Here is a 19,791-nt window from a genome sequence, read left to right as displayed (position 1 = left end):
CGTATGACTATGTCAGATCCAATTGCAGATATGCTTACTCGTATTCGTAACGCCAATACGGTGCGTCACGAGACGGTTGAACTGCCTGCGTCCACGATCAAGAAACAAATCGCTGAAATCCTGAAGCGTGAAGGTTTCATCCGTGACGCTGAATATATCGATGATAACAAACAAGGGATCATCCGTATTTTCCTGAAATACGGCCCGAACAACGAACGCGTCATCTCTGGACTTAAGAGAATCAGTAAACCAGGCCTTCGCGTGTACACGAAAAGTAACGAAGTTCCTCGTGTCCTCGGCGGCTTGGGTATCGCGATTATCTCCACTTCCAAAGGTGTCATGACTGACAAGGAAGCTCGCCAGTCCAAAGCCGGCGGCGAAGTTGTCTGCTACGTTTGGTAATTAACGTCTTATAACAAGGAGGTGCAATAAATGTCTCGTATTGGTCGCAAACCAATTACAGTACCAAGTGGTGTGGATATCACACTTGATAATAGCGTCATTACGGTAAAAGGGCCAAAAGGCACTTTGACTCGTGAGCTTCATAAGGACATCAAGGTATCGGTTGACAGCAACGTGATTACCGTTGAACGTCCTTCTGATAATAAGCTGCATCGTTCTCTGCATGGCACGACTCGCTCCGTCGTGAGCAACATGGTCAACGGGGTAACGGAAGGCTTCTCCAAAACGCTCGAGCTGGTTGGTGTCGGTTATCGCGCAAGCTTGTCCGGCAACAAACTGGTTTTGAACGTAGGCTACTCCCACCCGGTGGAAATCACCCCGGAAGCGGGCATCGAATTTGAAGTACCTTCGAATACGAAGATCATCGTTAAAGGGATCAATAAAGAGCGCGTAGGCGAATACGCTGCTAAAATTCGTTCCGTCCGCGCACCTGAGCCATACAAAGGCAAAGGGATCAAGTATGAAGGTGAACGCATCATTCGTAAGGAAGGTAAAGCCGGTAAGAAGAAATAAGTTTCTTCTTAACGCGCCTGTCCTTCTGGCGTCTTGAAATGAAATGTCCGATAGTGGTAAACCGAAGGGAGTGAAATGGAAGTCATGATTACAAAAGGTGATAAGAATAAAGCACGTCTGAAAAGACATCTGCGTGTGCGTAGAAAAGTCCAAGGAACGGCAGCTCGTCCAAGACTGAACGTATACCGTTCTTCCAAACATATCTACGTACAATTGATCGACGACGTAGCAGGCGTAACGCTGGCTAGCGCATCGACGGTTGATAAAGAGCTGAGCAGTTCGATCGGCAACGGAGGCAACGTGGAGTCCGCTCGCAAAGTTGGCGAATTGATCGCTAAACGCGCTCAAGAAAAAGGGGTCAAAAACATTGTGTTTGACCGCGGAGGATACTTGTACCATGGACGGATTCAGGCACTGGCTGACGCAGCCCGCGAAGCAGGCCTGGAATTCTAAAAATAATCACTAAAAGGAGGTTAACGACTTGCGTGTAGATCCGAACACTTTAGAACTGACAGAAAGAGTTGTAAACATTAACCGCGTAGCTAAAGTAGTTAAAGGCGGACGCCGTTTTAGCTTCAGCGCGCTCGTGGTTGTCGGCGACGGCAAAGGTTGGGTTGGCGCCGGGATCGGTAAAGCAGGCGAAGTGCCTGACGCGATCCGCAAAGGCATCGAAGATGCGAAGAAAAACCTTGTGCATGTTCCGCTCGTAGGCACAACGATCCCTCACCAAGTAATCGGGCATTTCGGAGCTGGCCGCGTTCTTCTGAAACCGGCGTCCGAAGGTACCGGGGTTATCGCTGGCGGTCCGGTTCGTGCGGTTCTCGAGCTGGCAGGCGTAGGCGACATTTTAACTAAATCCTTGGGTTCTTCGAATTCCATCAACATGGTCAACGCAACTTTGGAGGGCTTGTCCCGTCTGAAACGCGCTGAGGATGTTGCGAAATTGCGCGGTAAAACCGTCGAAGAACTTCTCGGTTAAGGAGGGAATCTCATGGCTAAACTGCAAATTACCCTCGTGCGTAGTTTGATCGGTCGTCCGGAGAACCAACGTACTACCGTGAAAACATTGGGTCTTCGCAAAATCAACCAATCCGTTGTTCACAACGACAACCCAGCCATTCGTGGCATGGTTAATCAAGTGAGCCATCTGGTATCGGTTAAAGAAATCGAAGCCTAAGGATATCGTAAGTTTTTAAGTGCCAACAATAAATAAGGAGGTGCAACGAACGATGAAGTTACATGAGCTTTCCCCAGCTCCTGGCTCCCGCCAAGAACGCAAACGCGTCGGCCGCGGTACAGGTAGCGGCATGGGTAAAACATCTACTCGCGGTCACAAAGGTCAAAACGCTCGTTCTGGCGGTGGTGTGCGTCCAGGCTTCGAAGGCGGTCAAAACCCGCTGTATCGTCGCTTGCCAAAACGCGGGTTCATCAATCCGACGCGGAAAGAGTATGCGATTGTTAACATCGAAGATTTGAACAACTTTGCGGCGGATACGGAAGTGACTCCTGAACTGTTGTTTGAACAAGGAATCGTGAAAGACGCGAAAAGCGGCATCAAGATTCTCGGCAACGGTGAAGTTACTGTCAAGTTGACAGTTAAAGCGAATAAGTTCTCCCAATCTGCGGTAGAGAAAATCGAGGCTGCCGGCGGTAAAACCGAGGTGATCTAATGTTTAAAACCATTAAGAACATATGGCATGTTCAAGACCTTCGCAACCGCATTTTGTTTACGTTGTTTATTTTCCTCATTTACCGGATCGGTTCTTTCGTTCCGGTTCCGGGCGTTAATAAAGACGTCTTCGAGGCGACGAACACGGCAGGCAGCGACTTGTTAGGGTTCTTGAACACCTTCTCGGGCGGCGCCCTGAAGAACTTCTCTATTTTCGCCCTCGGGATTATGCCTTATATCACGGCTTCCATCATCGTGCAACTCTTGTCGATGGACGTCATTCCGAAATTTGCGGAATGGGCCAAACAAGGGGAACACGGCAAGAAAAAAATGGCTCAAGTGACTCGTTACGGTACTGTCATTTTGGCCGTGATTCAGGCTTTCGCCACATCGATTGGTTTTAACCGGTTGTATGGTACGGAAATGGTGCCAAACGCAACGTTTGGTGACTATCTGGTCATTGCAATCGTGTTAACGGCAGGTACATCGTTCCTGATGTGGTTAGGTGAGCAGATTACCGAAAGAGGGATCGGCAACGGGATTTCGCTCATCATCTTCGCCGGGATTGTCGCAACGATCCCATCGCATATCACGACAATTGCTCAATCCGAGTTTATTGTTGAAGGTCAAGCGTTTATCAACGTGGTGAAGTCCATTGCGATTATCCTCGTCTGCGTATTGATCGTGATCGGCGTCATTTACATCCAACAAGCGATTCGGAAAATTCCGGTACAATACGCTAAACGCGTAGTCGGCAATAAAATGTATGGCGGGCAGAATACCCATATTCCGCTCAAAATCAATGCTGCCGGCGTGATTCCGGTCATTTTCGCCGTTTCCTTGCTGCAATTCCCAGTGGTTATCGCCAGCTTCTGGTCGACGCACACTTGGGCGCAATGGATCAGCAACAACTTGTCTACCAACCGTCCGCTCGGGATGGTGCTTTATGTGGTCATGATCGTCGGCTTCACGTTCTTCTATACGTTCGTACAGATGAACCCGCAGCAGATGGCTGAGAACATGAAGAAAAACGGTGGATATATTCCAGGGATCCGTCCGGGTAAAACGACGGAAACCTATCTTACTCGGGTATTGACCCGTCTGACGATGACCGGCGCTATTTTCCTAGCCGCTATCTCCATCCTTCCTATGGCTTTGGGGGCTTTGGCAGGACTGCCGCGTACGGTTCTGATTGGCGGTACTTCGATTCTAATCGTTATCGGCGTTGCGCTGGATACGATGAAGACCATCGAAGGCCAATTGATCAAACGTCACTATAAAGGTTTCATCAATAAATAGTCGGTAGGTACCAGGAACAGGGACGTGCAAACGCCCTTGCCTGGCACCTAACTGCGCTATTTCTTGTTGTAGAGAAGTCTTGGAGGGAGTGAGAAACATGAACCTACTATTCATGGGGCCTCCCGGAGCAGGAAAAGGAACACAAGCCGAGGTCATTGTTAACGAATTCGGTATTCCTCATATCTCTACTGGCGACGCATTTCGCCTGGCAATCAAACAGGGAACACCTGTGGGGATGAAAGCGAAGGAATATATGGATCAGGGACTTCTGGTACCTGATGATGTGACAGTGGGGATTGTTCGCGAACGCTTGCAGCAGCCCGATTGCGAAAAAGGTTTTTTATTGGATGGTTTTCCAAGAACCCTCTCGCAAGCGGAATCGCTGGAAGAGCTGCTTGAAGGCCTGGGTCGCAAGCTGGACCACGTCATCAACCTGAAAGTGGACCGGAACAAGCTGCTGGCGCGGTTGACCGGACGCCGGATTTGCAAATCCTGCGGTGCTACTTATCATGTGATCTTTAATCCTCCGGGGCAGGAGGGTGTTTGTGATAAATGCGGCGGCGAGTTGTACCAACGCTCGGATGATAACGAGGAGAGCGTAGGCACTCGTTTGGACGAATATATCAACAAAACCGCACCGCTTCTGAAGTTCTACGAAGATAAAGGCCTGTTGCGTCAGGTAGATGGTGAACAGGAAATCGATGCGGTTTCGAAAGAAATCGTGTCACTACTGCGAGGTTAGGTGTAATGATCATTTGTAAATCCGAAACGGAACTAGGCTTTATGCGAGAAGCTGGGCGGATCGTAGCGGAAACGCACAGGCTCATGGCGGAATCGATTGAGCCTGGAATTACGACGGGGGAACTCGATCAACTCGCCGATAAATACATTCGCAGTCAGGGCGCCGTGCCATCCTTTAAAGGTTACAACGGTTTTCCTTACAGCATTTGCGCTTCGGTCAACGAAGAATTGGTACACGGATTTCCCGGCAAACGCAAATTGAACGAAGGCGATATCATCACTTTAGATATCGGCGCGGAGTATCGTGGTTTCCATGGGGACTCGGCGTGGACTTATCCGGTTGGCGAAATATCGGAGGAAGCCAAGAAGCTCTTGGAAGTTACCGAAGGATCTCTGTATGCGGGCCTTGAGCTCGTTAAACCGGATGTTCGATTGTTCACGATCTCGCATGCGATTCAGCAATTTATCGAAGCTGCCGGTTTTTCCGTCGTTCGGGAATATGTCGGTCACGGCATTGGCGCGAGCTTGCACGAAGAACCGCAAATTCCGAATTATGGTTTGCCTGACCGGGGGCCCCGGCTTAAGCCCGGGATGGTCCTGGCGATCGAACCGATGGTTAACATGGGGAAGCGATATGTAAAAACGCTGGAAGACAACTGGACAGTGGTCACGGTCGACGGTTCCCTCTGCGCTCATTTTGAGCACACGGTAGCTGTAACGCCGGACGGAATGGAAATTTTCACGAAGCTGAATGCGTAGGTGATGAACGTGAAAGAACGCTCGGAGCCGCAGGTCGGTCAGTTGGTGAAAGTTCTCAAAGGCAGAGATGCCGGGGCGATTTATGTGATTGTCGGGATTCTAGACAACAGATTCGTCTGGATCGCGGATGGAAACAAACGCAAGTTTGATGAACCCAAACGTAAAAACGCCCAGCATCTTGAGCTACTGCCCATAGTTAGCAGCGAGGTTGTTCATAGTTTGCAGGAAAGCGGACGGGTGACAAACGGGAAACTGCGGCATGCAGTTCTTGTTTATCAGAACTCCGCCGATTCTATGGCTGAAGAGAAAGGAGACTGACTGTGGCTAAAGAAGATGTCATTGAAGTCGAAGGCGTGGTCATTGAACCATTGCCGAATGCTACATTCAAAGTGGAGCTGGAGAATGGGCATCAAATTCTCGCCCACGTTTCCGGTAAGCTGCGGATGCACTTTATCCGCATTTTGACGGGGGACAAAGTGGTCGTTCAGCTTTCGCCTTATGATTTGTCGAAAGGCCGTATCACTTACCGCAAATAGACTATACCAATTACGGTAAAGTTGTGGTACAATATTCAGGTTGAGTTGTTTCAGAGAGTAGTTTATGATTAGAATGCCTGCGATTCGAGTTTTGCTTCGCAAAACAAAGCGTATGCTTTCGATCCCAGTTTTACTTCTGTAAAACTTTTAGGAGGTAATCAGCATGAAGGTAAGACCTTCTGTAAAGCCGATTTGCGAAAAATGCAAAGTCATTCGTCGCAAAGGCAATGTCATGGTGATTTGCGAAAATCCGAAACACAAACAAAAACAAGGTTAATTGAAGGGGGTGTAGCGTAAAATGGCACGTATAGCTGGTGTGGATTTGCCACGTGATAAACGCGTTGAGATCGCCTTAACTTACATTTTCGGAATCGGTAAAACGACTTCCCAGAAAATCCTGAGCACAACAGGCATCAATCCGGACACTCGTGTTCGTGATTTGACGGAAGATGAGGTTAGCAAACTACGCGAAACGATCGACAAAACGGTCAAGGTTGAAGGCGACCTGCGTCGTGAAATTTCCTTAAATATTAAACGTTTGATCGAGATTGGCTGCTACCGCGGAGTGCGTCATCGTCGCGGCTTGCCGGTTCGTGGACAACGTACGAAAACGAATGCCCGTACTCGTAAGGGTCCTCGTCGTACTGTAGCGAACAAGAAGAAATAAGAAGGGGGGATAACAGACAATGGCTAAACCAAAAAAAGTCGTACGTACAAAACGTCGTGACCGGAAAAATATTGAATCTGGTGTGGCTCATATTCGCTCCACCTTCAATAATACGATTGTAACCATTACGGATCCGCATGGTAATGCGATTTCCTGGGCCAGCTCCGGCGGCCTCGGATTTAAAGGTTCCCGTAAGTCGACTCCGTTTGCCGCGCAAATGGCTGCTGAATCTGCTGCCAAAGCTGCGATGGAACATGGCATGAAGAGTGTTGAGGTTATGGTTAAAGGCCCTGGTGCTGGCCGTGAGGCCGCTATCCGCTCCTTGCAAGCGGCAGGCCTTGAAGTCAACATGATCAAAGACGTTACTCCAATTCCTCATAACGGCTGCCGTCCTCCAAAACGCCGCCGCGTTTAATGAAGCCGCGCTGAAGCCGTGGTATAACAACAGCGTCAATTGGGAACAATGGTTGTTTAGGCATACTACGTTTCAAACTTCAGCAAAATAGGCAGATTCAAAGGAACGACGTTTTGAAGGAGGGGTACTTTCGTGATAGAAATCGAAAAGCCAAAAATCGAGACCGTAGAAGTTAACGATGAAGGCACCTATGGGAAATTTGTAGTAGAACCACTTGAACGTGGGTATGGCACCACACTGGGCAACTCGCTTCGCCGGATTTTGCTCTCTTCTCTGCCGGGTGCTGCGGTAACCTCGGTCCAAATCGATGGAGTTCTGCATGAATTCGCGACCGTACCGGGCGTTATGGAAGACGTTACGGAGATCATTCTGAACCTGAAGGCTCTCTCGCTGAAAATTCATTCGGATGAGGAAAAAATCCTCGAAATCGATGCAGAAGGCGAAGGAGTCGTAACGGCAGGAGATATCCGTGCGGACAGCGACGTGGAAATTTTGAATCCGGACTTGCATATTGCTACGCTTGAACCGGGTTCGAGACTCCACATGCGCGTTTACGCAGGCCGTGGTCGTGGTTACGTTCAGGCAGATCGAAATAAACGAGATGATCAACCGATCGGTGTCATTCCCGTCGATTCGATCTATACCCCGATTACACGGGTCAATTACGTGGTGGAGAACACCCGGGTTGGCCAAGTGACTAACTACGACAAGCTTACGCTTGAAGTATGGACCGATGGCAGTATCAGACCTGAAGAAGCGGTTAGCCTCGGCGCCAAAATTTTGACCGAGCATCTCTTCTTGTTCGTTGGTTTAACGGACGAAGCGAAAGACGCGGAAATCATGGTCGAAAAGGAAGAAGACAAGAAAGAAAAAGTGCTTGAAATGACGATTGAAGAGCTTGATCTCTCCGTTCGTTCCTATAACTGCCTCAAACGTGCCGGCATTAATACGGTACAAGAGCTGACGACGAAAACCGAAGAAGATATGATGAAGGTGCGTAACCTGGGTCGTAAATCTTTGGAGGAAGTTCAAGAGAAGCTTGAAGAGCTTGGTTTGGGATTGCGTACTGAAGAATAAGTTAGCTTAAATCGTTCTAGCGAAGGAGGGAAAACTCATGGCATACCAAAAGTTGGGCCGCGATTCCAGCGCGCGTAAAGCATTGTTCCGTGACCTGGTAACCGACCTGTTCTTATACGAACGCATCCAAACGACGGAGGCGAAAGCGAAAGAAGTTCGTTCGATCGCTGAGAAACTGATCACCAAAGCAAAACGTGGTGACCTGCACGCCCGTCGTCAAGTGGCAGCTTATGTTCGCCGCGAATCGATCGATGGCGAGCAGGATGCAATCCAAAAGCTGTTCAACGAACTGGCAACACGTTATTCCAGCCGTCCAGGCGGATACACTCGTATCCTGAAGCTGGGACCTCGCCGCGGCGACGCTGCACCTATGGTTTACCTGGAACTGGTAGACCGCGCATAATTCAGGGGATCCCCTAACTAGCGTGTAAAACTCTCTGTCGGCTCGCCTTATGGCTAAGCTTTCGGAGAGTTTTTTTACTGGGATTCAAACAAGAAAGGAAGGGACCGATGCGCAACTTGCTGATGACCGTCAGCTATGACGGAACGAACTATTTCGGTTTTCAAACCCAGCCGGGTGGAAACACGGTTCAGGATCATATCGAGGAAGCCATCCGTCAGTTGACGGGAGAACAATTGAAGATCCATGGTTCCGGGCGAACGGATGCTGGGGTACATGCCCGGCAACAACCGTTCCATTTTCACACCGCTTCGCAAATTCCTGTGGAACGCTGGTGTTTGGCGCTAAACGGGCGGCTCCCTTCCGATATACGCGTATTAACAGCTCGGGAAGTCCCGTTGGATTTTCATTCCCGGCGCTCGGCCAAACGTAAGACCTACCGCTATACCATCAATGCCAACCGAATCACGGATGTATTTCAACGGAATTATCAGTTTCACCATCCAGGCAAGTTGAACATCGAGGCGATGCAGCAGAGTCTGCCTTTCTTGCTTGGAACCCATGATTACACCTCGTTTGCTTCGCGTCACTCCACGAAGGCCAGCCATGTTCGTACCATTTATGATGCCCGGATGATAGTGGATTCATCAGCGAATGTAGCAGGCACAACGGGCCAGGGAATCCTCCATTTATACGTAACCGGCAACGGGTTCCTGCAGCATATGGTCAGAATCATCGTAGGGACGTTACTTGAAATAGGCGAAGGTAAACGCACGCCGGTATCCATGAAGACGATTCTAGAGGCGAAGGACCGGAAAGCCGCAGGCCCAACGGCCGAAAGCAAGGGACTTATGCTCTGGAGTGTCGAATATGACGAAATATCGGGGTGAAGGTGTGAAGACTGAAACCTTAGAGACGGCTATCCGTAACTTATTAAAAAGTAAGATAGTTCGATGAATCTAAGGAGGGTTTTACCTTGAAATGTCCAGTATGTAACGATGTGCGTATGAGAGAAGTGGAGAAAGACGGCGTTCTGATCGATGTATGTCCGGATTGCAAAGGCGTATGGCTTGACCGTGGAGAGCTAGAGAAGCTGATGAGCGAAATTCGGGATATCCGACCGGCTTTTAACGAGTGGTACGAGCACCGGGAGGATCGATACGAGGATCACCGCAACTCGGGACATTATGAGAAGCCCAAGTCGTCTTCAGGATACCCTCAGCAGGGACACTATAAGCCCAAGAAGAAGAAGTCGGCGCTGGACATCTTTGGAGATTTGTTCGATTGATCAGGTTCCCGGATTATTGGGGGATATTCTGAAAAAAGACTTGCGTATTAATTGCGCTTCCTGTAAAATAAAAGTTGTGTTTTCTTGATGGCTATCCCACAGCCCCCAATCGAGAAAACCGCTCAAGTCAGATTTTAAGCTTGCTAAACATGAACGAAACGATCGAAGATAAATCTGCTGGAGAGGTCAAGCGACCCGAAGAGCAAGATCGTTTTCAGCAGGATGAACCATTTCGGACGAACTTGAAGGAGGATCTTTACATGCGTACCACTTATATGGCGAAGCCAGCCGAAGTAGAGCGCAAATGGCACATTATCGATGCCGAAGGCAAAACGCTGGGCCGCTTGGCTAGCGAAGCTGCTGCTCTTATCCGCGGTAAACACAAACCACAATTCACTCCACATGTTGACGGCGGTGACTTTGTTATCGTCATTAACGCGGAGAAAATTGCCTTGACTGGCAAAAAGATGGATAACAAAAAGTACTATCGTCATTCCCTGCATCCGGGCGGTTTGAAAGTGACCGTTGCCAAAGATATGCTGAGAACGAAACCTGAACGTGTAATCGAGTCCGCCGTTCACGGCATGCTGCCTAAAACTCGCCAAGGCGAGAAAATGAAGCTGAGACTGAAAGCTTACGCTGGCACAGAGCATCCACATGCGGCACAAAAACCTGAAGTTTACGAACTTCGCGGATAATTAAAAGGGAGGACAGTTTCATGGCACAAGTACAATACTATGGGACAGGTCGTCGTAAACATTCGGTAGCACGTGTTCGCCTTGTACCGGGTGAAGGACGCATTGTCATCAATAAACGCGACATCAACGAATATTTTGGTCTGGAAACGCTGAAGCTGATCGTAAAACAACCGTTGACTTTGACGGAAACGCTCGGTAACTACGACGTAATCGTCATCGCTCATGGTGGCGGGATCTCCGGTCAAGCCGGCGCAATCCGCCACGGGATTTCCCGTGCTCTGCTTAAGGCAGATCCGGAATTCCGTCCTGCATTGAAGAAAGCAGGATTCCTGACTCGTGACCCACGGATGAAAGAACGTAAGAAATACGGCCTCAAAGCAGCTCGCCGTGCTCCTCAGTTCTCGAAACGTTAATCTTTACTTTGCATTCGAAAAGCCCTTTTCCGTTACGCGGAAAAGGGCTTTTTTATGCTATCTGCGCTCGATGTAACAATGTGCAATAATTCACATACATTACCTGTCAACCATGTTACCATCTTCTTGGAAATGACAACAAGATAGTGGGGGTAATTATTTTGAAGAAAAGCATGAAAATCGTTGGGACAGTCCTTATTCTTGCCCTGGCATTAACGGCGTGCGGAGGAAATAACAAAGAAGCCGCTAATAATGCAACGACAAGCAACAATGGCTCGAATGACGCCGCTGCGACAACCAATAACTCGGCGGCCACCGGTACGTATCAAGATGGTACGTACAAAGGGATCTATGACCGCAAGGACGTCCGGAATTGGACGGCGTATGTCGAGGTTACCGTGAAGGACGGCAAGATCGAGAAAGCTTACTACGACTATACAAATGAAAACGGCGATTTGCGCACCAACGACGAGAACTACACGAGTGCATTTAAAGCGGCTAATAAAATGACACCGCGGGAAGCTTTCGATCAACTCGGAGGTAAACTGGTTGAGGTTCAAGATGCAGCGAAGGTAGATGCCGTGACAGGTGCTACGCACTCTTCCAGAAACTTCAACGAGCTGGCTGCTGCCGCTTTGGAACATGCCAAGACGGGTGATACCAGTGATGCGATCGTTAATCTGTACGAAGATGGCACCTACAAGGTTGAGGCCGATGCGTTTGACGACCATGGCTGGAAACCGCAGCTAGAGCTGACCATCAAGGACCACAAGGTCGATTCCGTTGCTTTTGACTACGTGAATGAGGAAGGCAAGCTGAAAACCGAAGACGCAGATTATAAAGCCGCTATGGAACCTAAATCGGGAACCTATCCAGCGAAATACACCGAAGAGCTTGAGAAACAACTTGTCGATAAGCAATTGATCGGCGACGTTGACGCCATTGCTGGAGCGACTACATCCTCCAATAACTTTTCTGCGCTTGTAGAATACGCATTGGACGACATGGCCGAAGTCGGCGACATGGAGTTAAAAGCGATCAAAATCGAAGAATAATTGGATAGGACGACTAATAGGATAACTAGTGACCTGGCTTCTCTATGGAGAGGTTAGGTCTTTTTTTCATTTTGGTTTTTTTAGTATTGACTTATAAGGCGAATGACATATACTTAAAAATATAATTCTAATCAGATTAGTTGGAATAATGTTTTGATTTACCATGTTTAGCTTAATGCGGGAGGTCTGAGGAAAGTGAATCTATTGGAAAAAGAGCAGTTGATTGCGGCCAAGGCCGACGAGTTCGAGTCATCCACACCCCAAGAAATCATCGCCTGGGCGGTTGAAACGTTTCCGAATATCACCTTTGCCTGCAGCTTTGGCGCCGAGGATGTCGTTCTGGTGGATATGCTGCAACAAATCAGCCCATCCACCGACATTTTTTACTTGGACACGGACTTTCATTTTAAAGAAACTTATGAGACAAGGGATGCGATTGCTGCCAAATACGGGCTGGAATTCGTTCGGGTATCGCCGAAACTGACGCCGGAGGAACAGGCGGCCCAGTATGGGGAGGAACTGTGGAAGTCGGATCCAAACGCCTGCTGTAATGTACGTAAGGTTGAACCACTGACACGGGTTTTGGGGCGCTATGAGGCCTGGATTACAGGGATTCGCCGCGATCAGGCCCCAACTCGAGCGAATGCGAAGAAAATCGAATACGATGCCAAGTTCGGACTGGTCAAGTTTAATCCAATCGCGCATTGGACATCCGATGACGTATGGAATTATATTCGTGAACATGAGCTCATTTATAATCCTTTGCATGACCGCAATTATCCCAGCATTGGCTGTGAATATTGTACGCGTCAGGTAATGCCTGGCGAAGACCCTCGTGCGGGACGCTGGTCCGGTACGGAGAAGACGGAATGTGGCCTGCATAAATAAAACGGACGGATTCGGAAGATTTCAAAAGTGGAGGAGATACGGGTGACGACAATATTACCACATGGCGGAAGCTTAGTACATCGACTGGTTACTGGAGAGCAACGGGATCATCTCTTGGAGACAGCTAAGGGACTTCCGGCTATTCCGATCAGTAACTGGGCCATATCCGACCTCGACCTCATTGGGGTAGGTGCTTTTTCGCCATTAACTGGATTTATGAACGAAGAAGATTATCGATCCGTTGTCGACCGCATGCGGCTAGCGAACGGAACGGTCTGGAGCATCCCGATCACCCTCTCCGTCGCCCGTGAGCAGGCGGAAGGCCTAGAGATCGGAGAGCAGGTTGCCTTGGTTGGGGAACAGGACGGGGTCATCTACGGCCTTTTGGAAATTGGCAGCGTATATCATGTTGATCAGGCGGAGGAAGCGCGGAAGGTATTCAAAACCGATGATTCCGAGCATCCCGGGGTTAAGAAACTGCTTGAGCGCTCCCCATACTATGTCGGTGGCTCTGTTCAGGTGTTAAATCGTCCAGAACCGGCACGCTTCAAGGAGTTTTATTTCGATCCAGCCGAGACGCGTCGTATTTTTGCCGAGAAGGGGTGGAAGACCGTCGTTGGTTTTCAGACTCGGAATCCGGTTCATCGGGCTCACGAATATATCCAGAAAAGTGCAATGGAAATCGTGGATGCCTTATTTCTTAATCCGCTAGTGGGTGAAACCAAATCGGATGACGTACCTGCGGATGTCCGGATGAAGAGCTATTTGACCCTACTGGATAACTATTACCCCGCAGACCGTACGTTTCTGGGCGTTTTCCCTGCAGCAATGCGCTATGCCGGACCGCGTGAAGCGATTTTTCATGCAATGGTACGCAAAAACTACGGGTGCACCCATTTTATCGTTGGCCGAGATCATGCGGGTGTTGGCGATTACTATGGCACGTATGAGGCACAGGAAATTTTCTCGAATTTCACTCCCGAGGAGTTGGGGATCTCTCCCCTATTCTTTGAACATAGTTTCTTCTGCACGAAGTGCGGGAATATGGCTTCCAGCAAAACTTGCCCGCATTCGAAAGAAGATCATTTGACCTTATCCGGTACGAAGGTTCGCGGATTGCTGCGTGATGGGATCTGCCCGCCGCCTGAATTTACCCGGCCCGAGGTTGCCGAGGTCCTGATTGACGGGATGAAGCAGCAGGTCCACAACTAAACGCGCATCTGGCTTTAAGTGCAAGTTCAAACCGCTTAAAGGGCCTCCAAGAGTCATATTTGTCCACCTTGTCCCATATCATGAGTAATGTCATGAAGGAGAAAGGTGGCTTTTTTTATGCGCGATCGAGATAAGGTGACGTTATGGATTTCCCTGAACCACATCAAAATAGCGCTGATCGGCGTCGGCCTTGCTGCCATGATCCTCGGGATGGCTTTCTACCACGTGCCGTCGCAGAAAGCATGGAATTACTGGAGTCTGCCGTTGGCGGGTCAGATTATCGCTCTGGATGCGGGCCACGGCGGGCCGGACGGCGGAGCCAGCAGCAAACAGGGGCTGATTGAGAAAGATATCAATTTAGCGGTCTCCTTATACCTGCGCGACTATTTGCAGCAGGCCGGTGCGGTTGTCGTTATGACGCGCGAGGAGGACAAAGACCTGGCGGGCGGGAACACGAAGGGCTACAGCAAACGGAAGACAGAGGACTTGAAAACCCGCGTCCGCTTCATTGAGGAGCGGCAGGCCGATCTGCTTGTGAGTATCCACATGAACAGCATCCCTTCGCCACGCTGGAGGGGCGCGCAAACTTTCTACTACCCCAATCACGAAAATAGCGCTAATTTGGCCGCCCTCGTACAAGAAGAGTTAAGGCGGAATCTGGAAAACACCGATCGGGTCGCCAATCGTTCGGACAAGAAGGTGTATCTGCTTGAAGCGGTACATATTCCTTCCGTGCTGGTGGAGGTTGGTTTCTTGTCTAATCCGGGGGAAGCGGAATTGCTCGGCAGCGAAACGTACCAGCGAAAAGTAGCCGCCTCAATTTATCAGGGGATCCTGCGATATTATTCCGGCGAAAAAGTACAAACCCCGGCAGACGATGTCAGGTAATGATATAATATACCTCATAATGGACCAGCTAAGTTAATTATCTGATGAAGTCGAGGTGCTGTCAGTGATAACGAAGGAGCAGCTTCAGGCGGCATTGCGCCCTGTAGCCGAACCAACCACGGGTCTCAGCCTGGTGGAATTGCAGTGGATTCGCGACATCATGATCAAGGAAGGCCGCGTATCGTTAACGGTTGTCGGCTTTGAGAAAGGCAGCGAAGCGCAGGCCGAAGCAGAACGAGACATCCGCTTTCGCTTATCCGAAGCAGGCGTGGGGGAGGTTCATCTCCGTTTCCGTGAAGCATCGGAACAGGAGAGGGAGGCCGCATTCAGCTCGGCCCGCCATCCATCTGAACCGGCTCAAAGCGAGCGGGAAGAACTAAAAGGTCATGGGGCCGGATTGGAACAGCTGCCGATTCTTGATCCGAGGTCCGGCGTTCAATTTATAGCCATAGCCAGCGGCAAGGGCGGGGTTGGCAAATCGACGGTCACGGTCAATTTGGCAGTGGCTCTGGCGCGGCAAGGCAAGAAGGTCGGATTGATAGACGCCGACATTTACGGCTTTAGCGTCCCTGACATGATGGGGATTGAGGAAGCGCCGCTTATCGAGGATGGTGAAATTGTACCGGTCGAACGGTTTGGGGTCAAAGTGATGTCGATGGGCTTCTTTATCCAGGACAATAACCCCGTGATATGGCGCGGACCGATGCTTGGCAAGATGCTCCGGCAATTCTTCAGCGACGTCCGGTGGGGCGAGCTGGATTATTTGCTGCTTGATTTCCCGCCGGGCACGGGCGACATTGCCCTGGATGTACACCAGATGATTCCGCAGAGCCGGGAGATCATCGTAACGACGCCGCATGCTACGGCAGCATTCGTCGCCGCTCGGGCAGGGACGATGGCCCTGCGTACCGAGCATGAAGTGCTGGGCGTCGTCGAAAATATGGCCTACTACGAATGCTCCAAATGCGGCGATAAGGATTATATCTTCGGCCGCGGCGGGGGCGCTCGATTGGCGGAGTCTCTGCATACGGAACTGCTGGCGCAAATTCCACTCGGAGCGCCGGACAACTATCCGTCGGAACCGGATTTTTCTCCATCCGTGTATAAATCAGACTCCTCCGTCGGCCGACTGTACGATGAACTGGCTCAGCGCATTACCCTTATATGCGAAAAAGACTGACCCATTACGGGCCAGTCTTTTTTTGTGATGGGCTTCAGGTTAGGAACCTCCGCCGCCACCACTATTGCCGCCATCTTTACTTTGGCCGCCTTCTCCGCCGTCATCGCTAGAACCGCCGCCTTCATTTTGTTTCGGCTCTTTTTCTACCTTCGGTTGCAGTTGCTCTTGAACGACGGTCTTTAACAGCTCAAGGACTTCCATCTTGAACAAGGGACTTTGCATTGCTTCCTGCATCACGGTCATCGATTGCTTGCGATAATCCGGCGTTTTGGTTAAATCAAGGAACATCTTCATGACTTCCGGCGATTTCAGAATATCGCTGACGGATTTTTGATACGTCGGATCCTTGATCAATTGCATATGGAGCTCCTTGCTTTGCGAGTTAACCGCTTTAGCAAAGTCTCCGGCAAACTGCGGATCGGTCATGATCTTCTCGATTTCCTTCTTATATTCCGGTGAGGTGATGGTTTCCTTGACCGCCATGCGGACTTCGTTGGAAGTTTGGGACGGAAGAATCATTTTTACCCCAAACGTTCCGCCGCCGCTTCCACCGCTTCCACCGGAACCGCCCGAGCCGGACCCGGAATCGGAGCCCGATTCGGAGCCGCCGCCACTCTCACCGCCGCTGCTGCCGCTTTCACTGCTGCTCGGGGGAGTGCTTAGCGCCTCATAAATGGCCTTTTTACCTTCATCTGTCTTAAGGATATCGATGACCATGGATTTCGTTTCCTTATATCCTCCACCTTGGGAAGAGGAGGAGGAGCTTTGTTCAGAACCGCAAGCGGCTAGCGGAAGAGTAAATGTGCATAAGAAGCATAAAATCCAACGGGTACCCCGCCATTTCATGGTTCCCTTCCTCCTTATCATCATTGCTGAAGTTAGTATGCGGCTTAAAAACGGAAATATCCCAACGAAAAGCTTAAAAACAATGGTTTTTTACCGGGATCGTTGGTAAAATATTTCGTTAGTGGAGGTGTAAGGGGCTTGAACTTAAAAAAATGGCTTTATTTATTTGGGACCACCTTGGTCGTTGGGGCGGCGGGATCGCTAATCGTCGGTTTGCTGTTGCAATGGACGGATACGCTGCAATACAAGGGCCTAACTGATATTTTGGTGAATGTCGGGATCTTGTTGGGCGTCGGCGTCATGGTAAGTGTATATTCCCAGATGGGCTTTTTCGCATATTTAATGATCAATTATATGGGGAATGGCGTTTTTTCCAAAAGAACGTGGCAATACATACAGTTGGTTTTGACCGCCTTGGCGCTGCTGGAGCTGATGTTCTTCCGGATTTTTGTAGGCGGCGAACAAGAGGGGGTATTCGACCTCGTATTAGGCATCATTCTTCTTATTGTGGCTGCCGGTACCGCCTTTTATAAGGCGAAGTTGACGAATGCAACCGCCTGGATTCCCACACTGTTCTTCATGATTGCCGTAACGATTGTTGAGACCGTTGGCGTATTGAAAATTGGCGTTAATTCCGCGACTGCTTGGATTGTTGCGCCTTTAATCGCTTGCAATGCTTATCAAATTTTGATTTTACAGCGAGTTCTGAGTTCGGGAAATTCGAAAACCCAAAAAAGCCCAGCCTAGACTGGGCTTTTTTGCTGCCAATTACCACCCGGCGGCGTATTCCAATTGCTCCTGAAGCCAGGCTTGGTCGCGAACTTCATTGCCCTGCACGCTGGCTTCCTGTAGCAGATCCGTTACGGTTACGAATTCATAGCCTTGCTTGCGCAGCTCGTCAATGATAATCGGCAGCGCCTCCTGCGTCTGCTTGACCGAATCGCTGGCATGCAGGAGAACGATGTCTCCCGGATGGGCTTTTTTTACGACGCGATCGACGATGGTCTGCACGCCTTTATTCATCCAATCCTGGGAGTCGGTATCCCACTGAATGACCTTATAGCCTTGATTTGCGGCGATCTTTAGCACGCGCTTGTCGAAGTCGCCGTTGGGAAGCCGCAGCAGCTTGGGAGCTTGGCCGGTCACTTCGGTCAGAATCGTGTGGGCCGTGGAAATTTGCCGGGATATTTCCTTATCGCTCAGGCTGCTGTAATTCGTGTGTTTATGCCCGTGGCTTCCGATTTCAAAGCCTTGCTGCTGAATCGCCTTAACGATTTCCGGATGGGTCTTGCTCCAGGGGGAAGATAGGAAGAAGGTCGCTTTTTGCACGTTCTTCTCCTTTAACACTTTGAGAATCGGCTCGGCCCGCGTATCGCCCCAACTGATATCGAAGGTGAGGGCTATGACTTTTTTGTTCGTGGACACGCTATAAATGGCCGACGGGGCGCTTTCCTCGGAAAACACCGTAACCTGCCCTTGTTCCACGTAAATGACGCCGGCAGCAAAGAGGGCCGCGGCGAAAACAAAGAAAAAGCGTTTGATTTTCTTCCCGTTAAGGACATAGAAGAAGTTGTTCATGAACAGTAAGCCCCTCTCGTCATCAGAATGAATGATCTTGAACTGATCCGCTTGTACCAATGTATGCTTGTTCCAAAGCTTTATGACGCTTTACGTCGATTACATATTTGAAGGAGACCTGATGCGATGTTTTCGATCCGTGGATTTGGAAGTGATTTACGCAAATATAAGAGGGCAATGCTTCTTTCGATTCTCATTTTTGCAGCAGGAGTGGCGCTGGGAGCAGGAAATGTGGATCTGATCACCCGTTGGGTTATGCCTGACATCGAGCGGCTTGGCGAGATTAGCCGGAGTTTGGCGCAGTCCGATCATCCTGAACTGAACTTTTTTCTGTTTATTTTCTTCAATAATGCGGTAAAAAGTATTATGGTCATTTTGCTGGGGGCCATTTTCGGGATATTGCCGGCTTTCTTCCTGCTGATGAACGGCTTGGTACTGGGGTTTGTGGTGACGGCAGCTGGGGCTGAAGGAGGAAATGTTTTGAATCTGATCGTACGGGGATTGCTTCCTCATGGCGTCATCGAAATCCCCGCCATTCTGATCGCAGCCGGCTTCGGGATGCAATTCGGATATCTGATTCTTAAAAGCTTGGGGGAGGTCGGCTCTAGAGACGCTTCTGAACGTACAGTCGACTGGAGGGGCTTTTTGATCTCTGCCGGCCGGGGAGCGATCTGGATCGTTGGAATGCTGCTGATCGCCGCGGTCATTGAGAGTACGTTAACCTTTTATTTGGCCCAACATTCATAATTTTCCCAAAAAGTGAGCATAACATTAAAGCGTCTTTAGAAGGACCTATACCTTATAACAATGGCTGAATAAGGAGTGTTGCGCGTGCTGGGAATGTTGTTTAGCGACAAAGAATGCAAAGAACTCGACTATGTGCTGCGAAAAGAGCTAGATGAGATGCTATTGGATATGAGCGATACCCGGCTGGATCAGGATATCCGGCATGCCATCGCCAATCGGTACAAAACGATCTTCCGTATGTATGCCCGATTTGCACCCTCCAAGGAATTATCGAAATACGCCCGCCGCGCTCGTTTCCCGCAAGCTAGAGAATAGGCTAAGTTTGGGGTTGACGGCGGGACCGCCCTTATGGTAAATTAGCATTCGTCCCAGTTTTGGGGGACAAGCTGCAGAAGGCAGGAAGACATTGGTAAGAAAAAAGTTTGGTCGAACCTCTTGCAAAAAGCTTGCCGACTGTGAT

General features: G+C 49.7%; 30 protein-coding genes. 28 read left to right on the top strand and 2 right to left on the bottom strand.

Translation table 11 applies throughout. The features are described from left to right. Window positions 1-3 precede the first annotated feature (3 nt). The 25 genes from rpsH to MKZ15_RS20310 all read left to right on the top strand — a co-directional run bounded on the left by rpsH (window position 4) and on the right by MKZ15_RS20310 (window position 16,160). Window positions 4-402, top strand: coding sequence for a 30S ribosomal protein S8 (rpsH, locus tag MKZ15_RS20430; RefSeq protein ID WP_128630038.1), 399 nt, complete (start codon window positions 4-6; stop codon window positions 400-402). Window positions 403-432: 30 nt separating this feature from the next. Continuing rightward, window positions 433-975, top strand: coding sequence for a 50S ribosomal protein L6 (gene rplF / locus MKZ15_RS20425; protein ID WP_155608384.1), 543 nt, complete (start codon window positions 433-435; stop codon window positions 973-975). Between the two features lie 84 nt (window positions 976-1,059). Further along, entirely contained in the window at window positions 1,060-1,428 is a 369-nt protein-coding gene (gene rplR / locus MKZ15_RS20420; RefSeq protein WP_155608385.1) for a 50S ribosomal protein L18, read from the top strand. Window positions 1,429-1,456: 28 nt separating this feature from the next. Continuing rightward, the gene (gene rpsE / locus MKZ15_RS20415; protein WP_009226655.1) at window positions 1,457-1,954 is read left to right on the top strand and encodes a 30S ribosomal protein S5; all 498 of its coding nucleotides are present in this window, start codon (window positions 1,457-1,459) and stop codon (window positions 1,952-1,954) included. 12 nt (window positions 1,955-1,966) lie between these two features. Further along, complete coding sequence (rpmD, locus tag MKZ15_RS20410; protein ID WP_155608386.1) at window positions 1,967-2,152, top strand: 50S ribosomal protein L30; 186 nt, start codon at window positions 1,967-1,969, stop codon at window positions 2,150-2,152. 52 nt (window positions 2,153-2,204) lie between these two features. Further along, entirely contained in the window at window positions 2,205-2,645 is a 441-nt protein-coding gene (rplO, locus tag MKZ15_RS20405; protein WP_059040331.1) for a 50S ribosomal protein L15, read from the top strand. Next, entirely contained in the window at window positions 2,645-3,943 is a 1,299-nt protein-coding gene (gene secY, locus MKZ15_RS20400; protein ID WP_155608387.1) for a preprotein translocase subunit SecY, read from the top strand. Before rplO ends, secY begins: the two co-directional genes overlap by 1 nt. A 97-nt stretch (window positions 3,944-4,040) precedes the next feature. After that, window positions 4,041-4,685: an adenylate kinase gene (locus tag MKZ15_RS20395; RefSeq protein WP_155608388.1), complete on the top strand. Its 645-nt coding sequence runs from the start codon at window positions 4,041-4,043 to the stop codon at window positions 4,683-4,685. Window positions 4,686-4,690: 5 nt separating this feature from the next. Then, the gene (gene map / locus MKZ15_RS20390) at window positions 4,691-5,443 is read left to right on the top strand and encodes a type I methionyl aminopeptidase (protein ID WP_059040334.1); all 753 of its coding nucleotides are present in this window, start codon (window positions 4,691-4,693) and stop codon (window positions 5,441-5,443) included. Window positions 5,444-5,446: 3 nt separating this feature from the next. Next, window positions 5,447-5,761 (top strand): KOW domain-containing RNA-binding protein, encoded by a 315-nt coding sequence (locus MKZ15_RS20385; protein WP_155608389.1) that lies wholly within the window; start codon window positions 5,447-5,449, stop codon window positions 5,759-5,761. A 2-nt stretch (window positions 5,762-5,763) separates the two neighbouring features. Continuing rightward, window positions 5,764-5,979, top strand: a complete 216-nt coding sequence (gene infA, locus MKZ15_RS20380) for a translation initiation factor IF-1 (protein WP_193418686.1) — start codon at window positions 5,764-5,766, stop codon at window positions 5,977-5,979. Window positions 5,980-6,142: 163 nt separating this feature from the next. Then, window positions 6,143-6,256 carry a 50S ribosomal protein L36 gene (rpmJ, locus tag MKZ15_RS20375; RefSeq protein ID WP_003333770.1) on the top strand — a complete coding sequence of 38 codons (114 nt, stop codon included), beginning with the start codon at window positions 6,143-6,145 and terminating at the stop codon, window positions 6,254-6,256. A gap of 21 nt (window positions 6,257-6,277) precedes the next feature. Further along, on the top strand, window positions 6,278-6,646 hold the full coding sequence (gene rpsM / locus MKZ15_RS20370) for a 30S ribosomal protein S13 (RefSeq protein WP_036712625.1): 369 nt from the start codon (window positions 6,278-6,280) through the stop codon (window positions 6,644-6,646). A gap of 19 nt (window positions 6,647-6,665) precedes the next feature. Continuing rightward, window positions 6,666-7,061, top strand: a complete 396-nt coding sequence (gene rpsK, locus MKZ15_RS20365; RefSeq protein ID WP_018753969.1) for a 30S ribosomal protein S11 — start codon at window positions 6,666-6,668, stop codon at window positions 7,059-7,061. A 132-nt stretch (window positions 7,062-7,193) separates the two neighbouring features. After that, a complete protein-coding gene (locus MKZ15_RS20360; RefSeq protein ID WP_059040337.1) occupies window positions 7,194-8,138 on the top strand; it encodes a DNA-directed RNA polymerase subunit alpha in 945 nt (314 codons plus the stop codon). A 37-nt stretch (window positions 8,139-8,175) separates the two neighbouring features. Further along, window positions 8,176-8,541 carry a 50S ribosomal protein L17 gene (gene rplQ, locus MKZ15_RS20355; RefSeq protein WP_059040338.1) on the top strand — a complete coding sequence of 122 codons (366 nt, stop codon included), beginning with the start codon at window positions 8,176-8,178 and terminating at the stop codon, window positions 8,539-8,541. Window positions 8,542-8,648: 107 nt separating this feature from the next. Next, window positions 8,649-9,428, top strand: a complete 780-nt coding sequence (gene truA / locus MKZ15_RS20350; RefSeq protein WP_193418688.1) for a tRNA pseudouridine(38-40) synthase TruA — start codon at window positions 8,649-8,651, stop codon at window positions 9,426-9,428. An 86-nt stretch (window positions 9,429-9,514) separates the two neighbouring features. Further along, the gene (locus MKZ15_RS20345) at window positions 9,515-9,826 is read left to right on the top strand and encodes a zf-TFIIB domain-containing protein (RefSeq protein ID WP_155608392.1); all 312 of its coding nucleotides are present in this window, start codon (window positions 9,515-9,517) and stop codon (window positions 9,824-9,826) included. A 260-nt stretch (window positions 9,827-10,086) separates the two neighbouring features. Beyond that, entirely contained in the window at window positions 10,087-10,524 is a 438-nt protein-coding gene (gene rplM / locus MKZ15_RS20340; protein ID WP_155608393.1) for a 50S ribosomal protein L13, read from the top strand. Window positions 10,525-10,544: 20 nt separating this feature from the next. Then, window positions 10,545-10,937 (top strand): 30S ribosomal protein S9, encoded by a 393-nt coding sequence (gene rpsI / locus MKZ15_RS20335; protein WP_068783673.1) that lies wholly within the window; start codon window positions 10,545-10,547, stop codon window positions 10,935-10,937. A gap of 161 nt (window positions 10,938-11,098) precedes the next feature. After that, window positions 11,099-11,992, top strand: coding sequence for an FMN-binding protein (locus MKZ15_RS20330; RefSeq protein ID WP_339817689.1), 894 nt, complete (start codon window positions 11,099-11,101; stop codon window positions 11,990-11,992). A 195-nt stretch (window positions 11,993-12,187) separates the two neighbouring features. Then, entirely contained in the window at window positions 12,188-12,880 is a 693-nt protein-coding gene (locus MKZ15_RS20325; protein WP_339817686.1) for a phosphoadenylyl-sulfate reductase, read from the top strand. Window positions 12,881-12,922: 42 nt separating this feature from the next. Continuing rightward, the gene (gene sat / locus MKZ15_RS20320) at window positions 12,923-14,092 is read left to right on the top strand and encodes a sulfate adenylyltransferase (RefSeq protein WP_339817684.1); all 1,170 of its coding nucleotides are present in this window, start codon (window positions 12,923-12,925) and stop codon (window positions 14,090-14,092) included. 117 nt (window positions 14,093-14,209) lie between these two features. Continuing rightward, the gene (gene cwlD, locus MKZ15_RS20315) at window positions 14,210-14,980 is read left to right on the top strand and encodes an N-acetylmuramoyl-L-alanine amidase CwlD (protein WP_155608399.1); all 771 of its coding nucleotides are present in this window, start codon (window positions 14,210-14,212) and stop codon (window positions 14,978-14,980) included. Window positions 14,981-15,044: 64 nt separating this feature from the next. Beyond that, window positions 15,045-16,160 carry an Mrp/NBP35 family ATP-binding protein gene (locus MKZ15_RS20310; protein WP_339817681.1) on the top strand — a complete coding sequence of 372 codons (1,116 nt, stop codon included), beginning with the start codon at window positions 15,045-15,047 and terminating at the stop codon, window positions 16,158-16,160. Between the two features lie 39 nt (window positions 16,161-16,199). Here the strand turns inward: MKZ15_RS20310 and gerD are convergent, their stop codons facing one another. Further along, the gene (gene gerD, locus MKZ15_RS20305) at window positions 16,200-17,006 is read right to left on the bottom strand and encodes a spore germination lipoprotein GerD (protein ID WP_155608400.1); all 807 of its coding nucleotides are present in this window, start codon (window positions 17,004-17,006) and stop codon (window positions 16,200-16,202) included. A gap of 138 nt (window positions 17,007-17,144) precedes the next feature. Between gerD and MKZ15_RS20300 the strand changes: the two genes are divergently transcribed. Then, window positions 17,145-17,753 carry a KinB-signaling pathway activation protein gene (locus MKZ15_RS20300; RefSeq protein ID WP_213624137.1) on the top strand — a complete coding sequence of 203 codons (609 nt, stop codon included), beginning with the start codon at window positions 17,145-17,147 and terminating at the stop codon, window positions 17,751-17,753. Window positions 17,754-17,774: 21 nt separating this feature from the next. Here MKZ15_RS20300 and pdaB read toward each other — a convergent pair whose 3' ends face one another. Continuing rightward, window positions 17,775-18,584: a polysaccharide deacetylase family sporulation protein PdaB gene (pdaB, locus tag MKZ15_RS20295; RefSeq protein WP_339817677.1), complete on the bottom strand. Its 810-nt coding sequence runs from the start codon at window positions 18,582-18,584 to the stop codon at window positions 17,775-17,777. 126 nt (window positions 18,585-18,710) lie between these two features. Between pdaB and MKZ15_RS20290 the strand changes: the two genes are divergently transcribed. After that, on the top strand, window positions 18,711-19,331 hold the full coding sequence (locus tag MKZ15_RS20290) for a stage II sporulation protein M (RefSeq protein WP_339817675.1): 621 nt from the start codon (window positions 18,711-18,713) through the stop codon (window positions 19,329-19,331). Between the two features lie 84 nt (window positions 19,332-19,415). Further along, entirely contained in the window at window positions 19,416-19,646 is a 231-nt protein-coding gene (locus MKZ15_RS20285; RefSeq protein WP_059040349.1) for a hypothetical protein, read from the top strand. Window positions 19,647-19,791 lie beyond the last annotated feature (145 nt).

Origin of the sequence: Paenibacillus sp. FSL R7-0216 (genome assembly GCF_037969915.1) — a bacterium.
Lineage (GTDB): Bacteria > Bacillota > Bacilli > Paenibacillales > Paenibacillaceae > Fontibacillus > Fontibacillus rhizolycopersici.
The sequence above is the reverse complement of the archived record's forward strand: the minus strand, read 5'-3'. Positions and strand labels throughout refer to the sequence as shown.

What these genes read in the sequence shown, in the direction of transcription:
- rpsH (WP_128630038.1), top strand. Translation starts at nt 4, where the DNA reads ATGACTATGTCAGATCCAATTGCAGATATGCTTACTCGTATTCGTAAC.
- rplF (WP_155608384.1), top strand. Translation starts at nt 433, where the DNA reads ATGTCTCGTATTGGTCGCAAACCAATTACAGTACCAAGTGGTGTGGAT.
- rplR (WP_155608385.1), top strand. Translation starts at nt 1,060, where the DNA reads ATGATTACAAAAGGTGATAAGAATAAAGCACGTCTGAAAAGACATCTG.
- rpmD (WP_155608386.1), top strand. Translation starts at nt 1,967, where the DNA reads ATGGCTAAACTGCAAATTACCCTCGTGCGTAGTTTGATCGGTCGTCCG.
- rplO (WP_059040331.1), top strand. Translation starts at nt 2,205, where the DNA reads ATGAAGTTACATGAGCTTTCCCCAGCTCCTGGCTCCCGCCAAGAACGC.
- secY (WP_155608387.1), top strand. Translation starts at nt 2,645, where the DNA reads ATGTTTAAAACCATTAAGAACATATGGCATGTTCAAGACCTTCGCAAC.
- MKZ15_RS20395 (WP_155608388.1), top strand. Translation starts at nt 4,041, where the DNA reads ATGAACCTACTATTCATGGGGCCTCCCGGAGCAGGAAAAGGAACACAA.
- map (WP_059040334.1), top strand. Translation starts at nt 4,691, where the DNA reads ATGATCATTTGTAAATCCGAAACGGAACTAGGCTTTATGCGAGAAGCT.
- MKZ15_RS20385 (WP_155608389.1), top strand. Translation starts at nt 5,447, where the DNA reads ATGAACGTGAAAGAACGCTCGGAGCCGCAGGTCGGTCAGTTGGTGAAA.
- rpmJ (WP_003333770.1), top strand. Translation starts at nt 6,143, where the DNA reads ATGAAGGTAAGACCTTCTGTAAAGCCGATTTGCGAAAAATGCAAAGTC.
- rpsM (WP_036712625.1), top strand. Translation starts at nt 6,278, where the DNA reads ATGGCACGTATAGCTGGTGTGGATTTGCCACGTGATAAACGCGTTGAG.
- rpsK (WP_018753969.1), top strand. Translation starts at nt 6,666, where the DNA reads ATGGCTAAACCAAAAAAAGTCGTACGTACAAAACGTCGTGACCGGAAA.
- rplQ (WP_059040338.1), top strand. Translation starts at nt 8,176, where the DNA reads ATGGCATACCAAAAGTTGGGCCGCGATTCCAGCGCGCGTAAAGCATTG.
- truA (WP_193418688.1), top strand. Translation starts at nt 8,649, where the DNA reads ATGCGCAACTTGCTGATGACCGTCAGCTATGACGGAACGAACTATTTC.
- rplM (WP_155608393.1), top strand. Translation starts at nt 10,087, where the DNA reads ATGCGTACCACTTATATGGCGAAGCCAGCCGAAGTAGAGCGCAAATGG.
- rpsI (WP_068783673.1), top strand. Translation starts at nt 10,545, where the DNA reads ATGGCACAAGTACAATACTATGGGACAGGTCGTCGTAAACATTCGGTA.
- cwlD (WP_155608399.1), top strand. Translation starts at nt 14,210, where the DNA reads ATGCGCGATCGAGATAAGGTGACGTTATGGATTTCCCTGAACCACATC.
- gerD (WP_155608400.1), bottom strand. Translation starts at nt 17,006, where the DNA reads ATGAAATGGCGGGGTACCCGTTGGATTTTATGCTTCTTATGCACATTT.
- pdaB (WP_339817677.1), bottom strand. Translation starts at nt 18,584, where the DNA reads ATGAACAACTTCTTCTATGTCCTTAACGGGAAGAAAATCAAACGCTTT.
- MKZ15_RS20290 (WP_339817675.1), top strand. Translation starts at nt 18,711, where the DNA reads ATGTTTTCGATCCGTGGATTTGGAAGTGATTTACGCAAATATAAGAGG.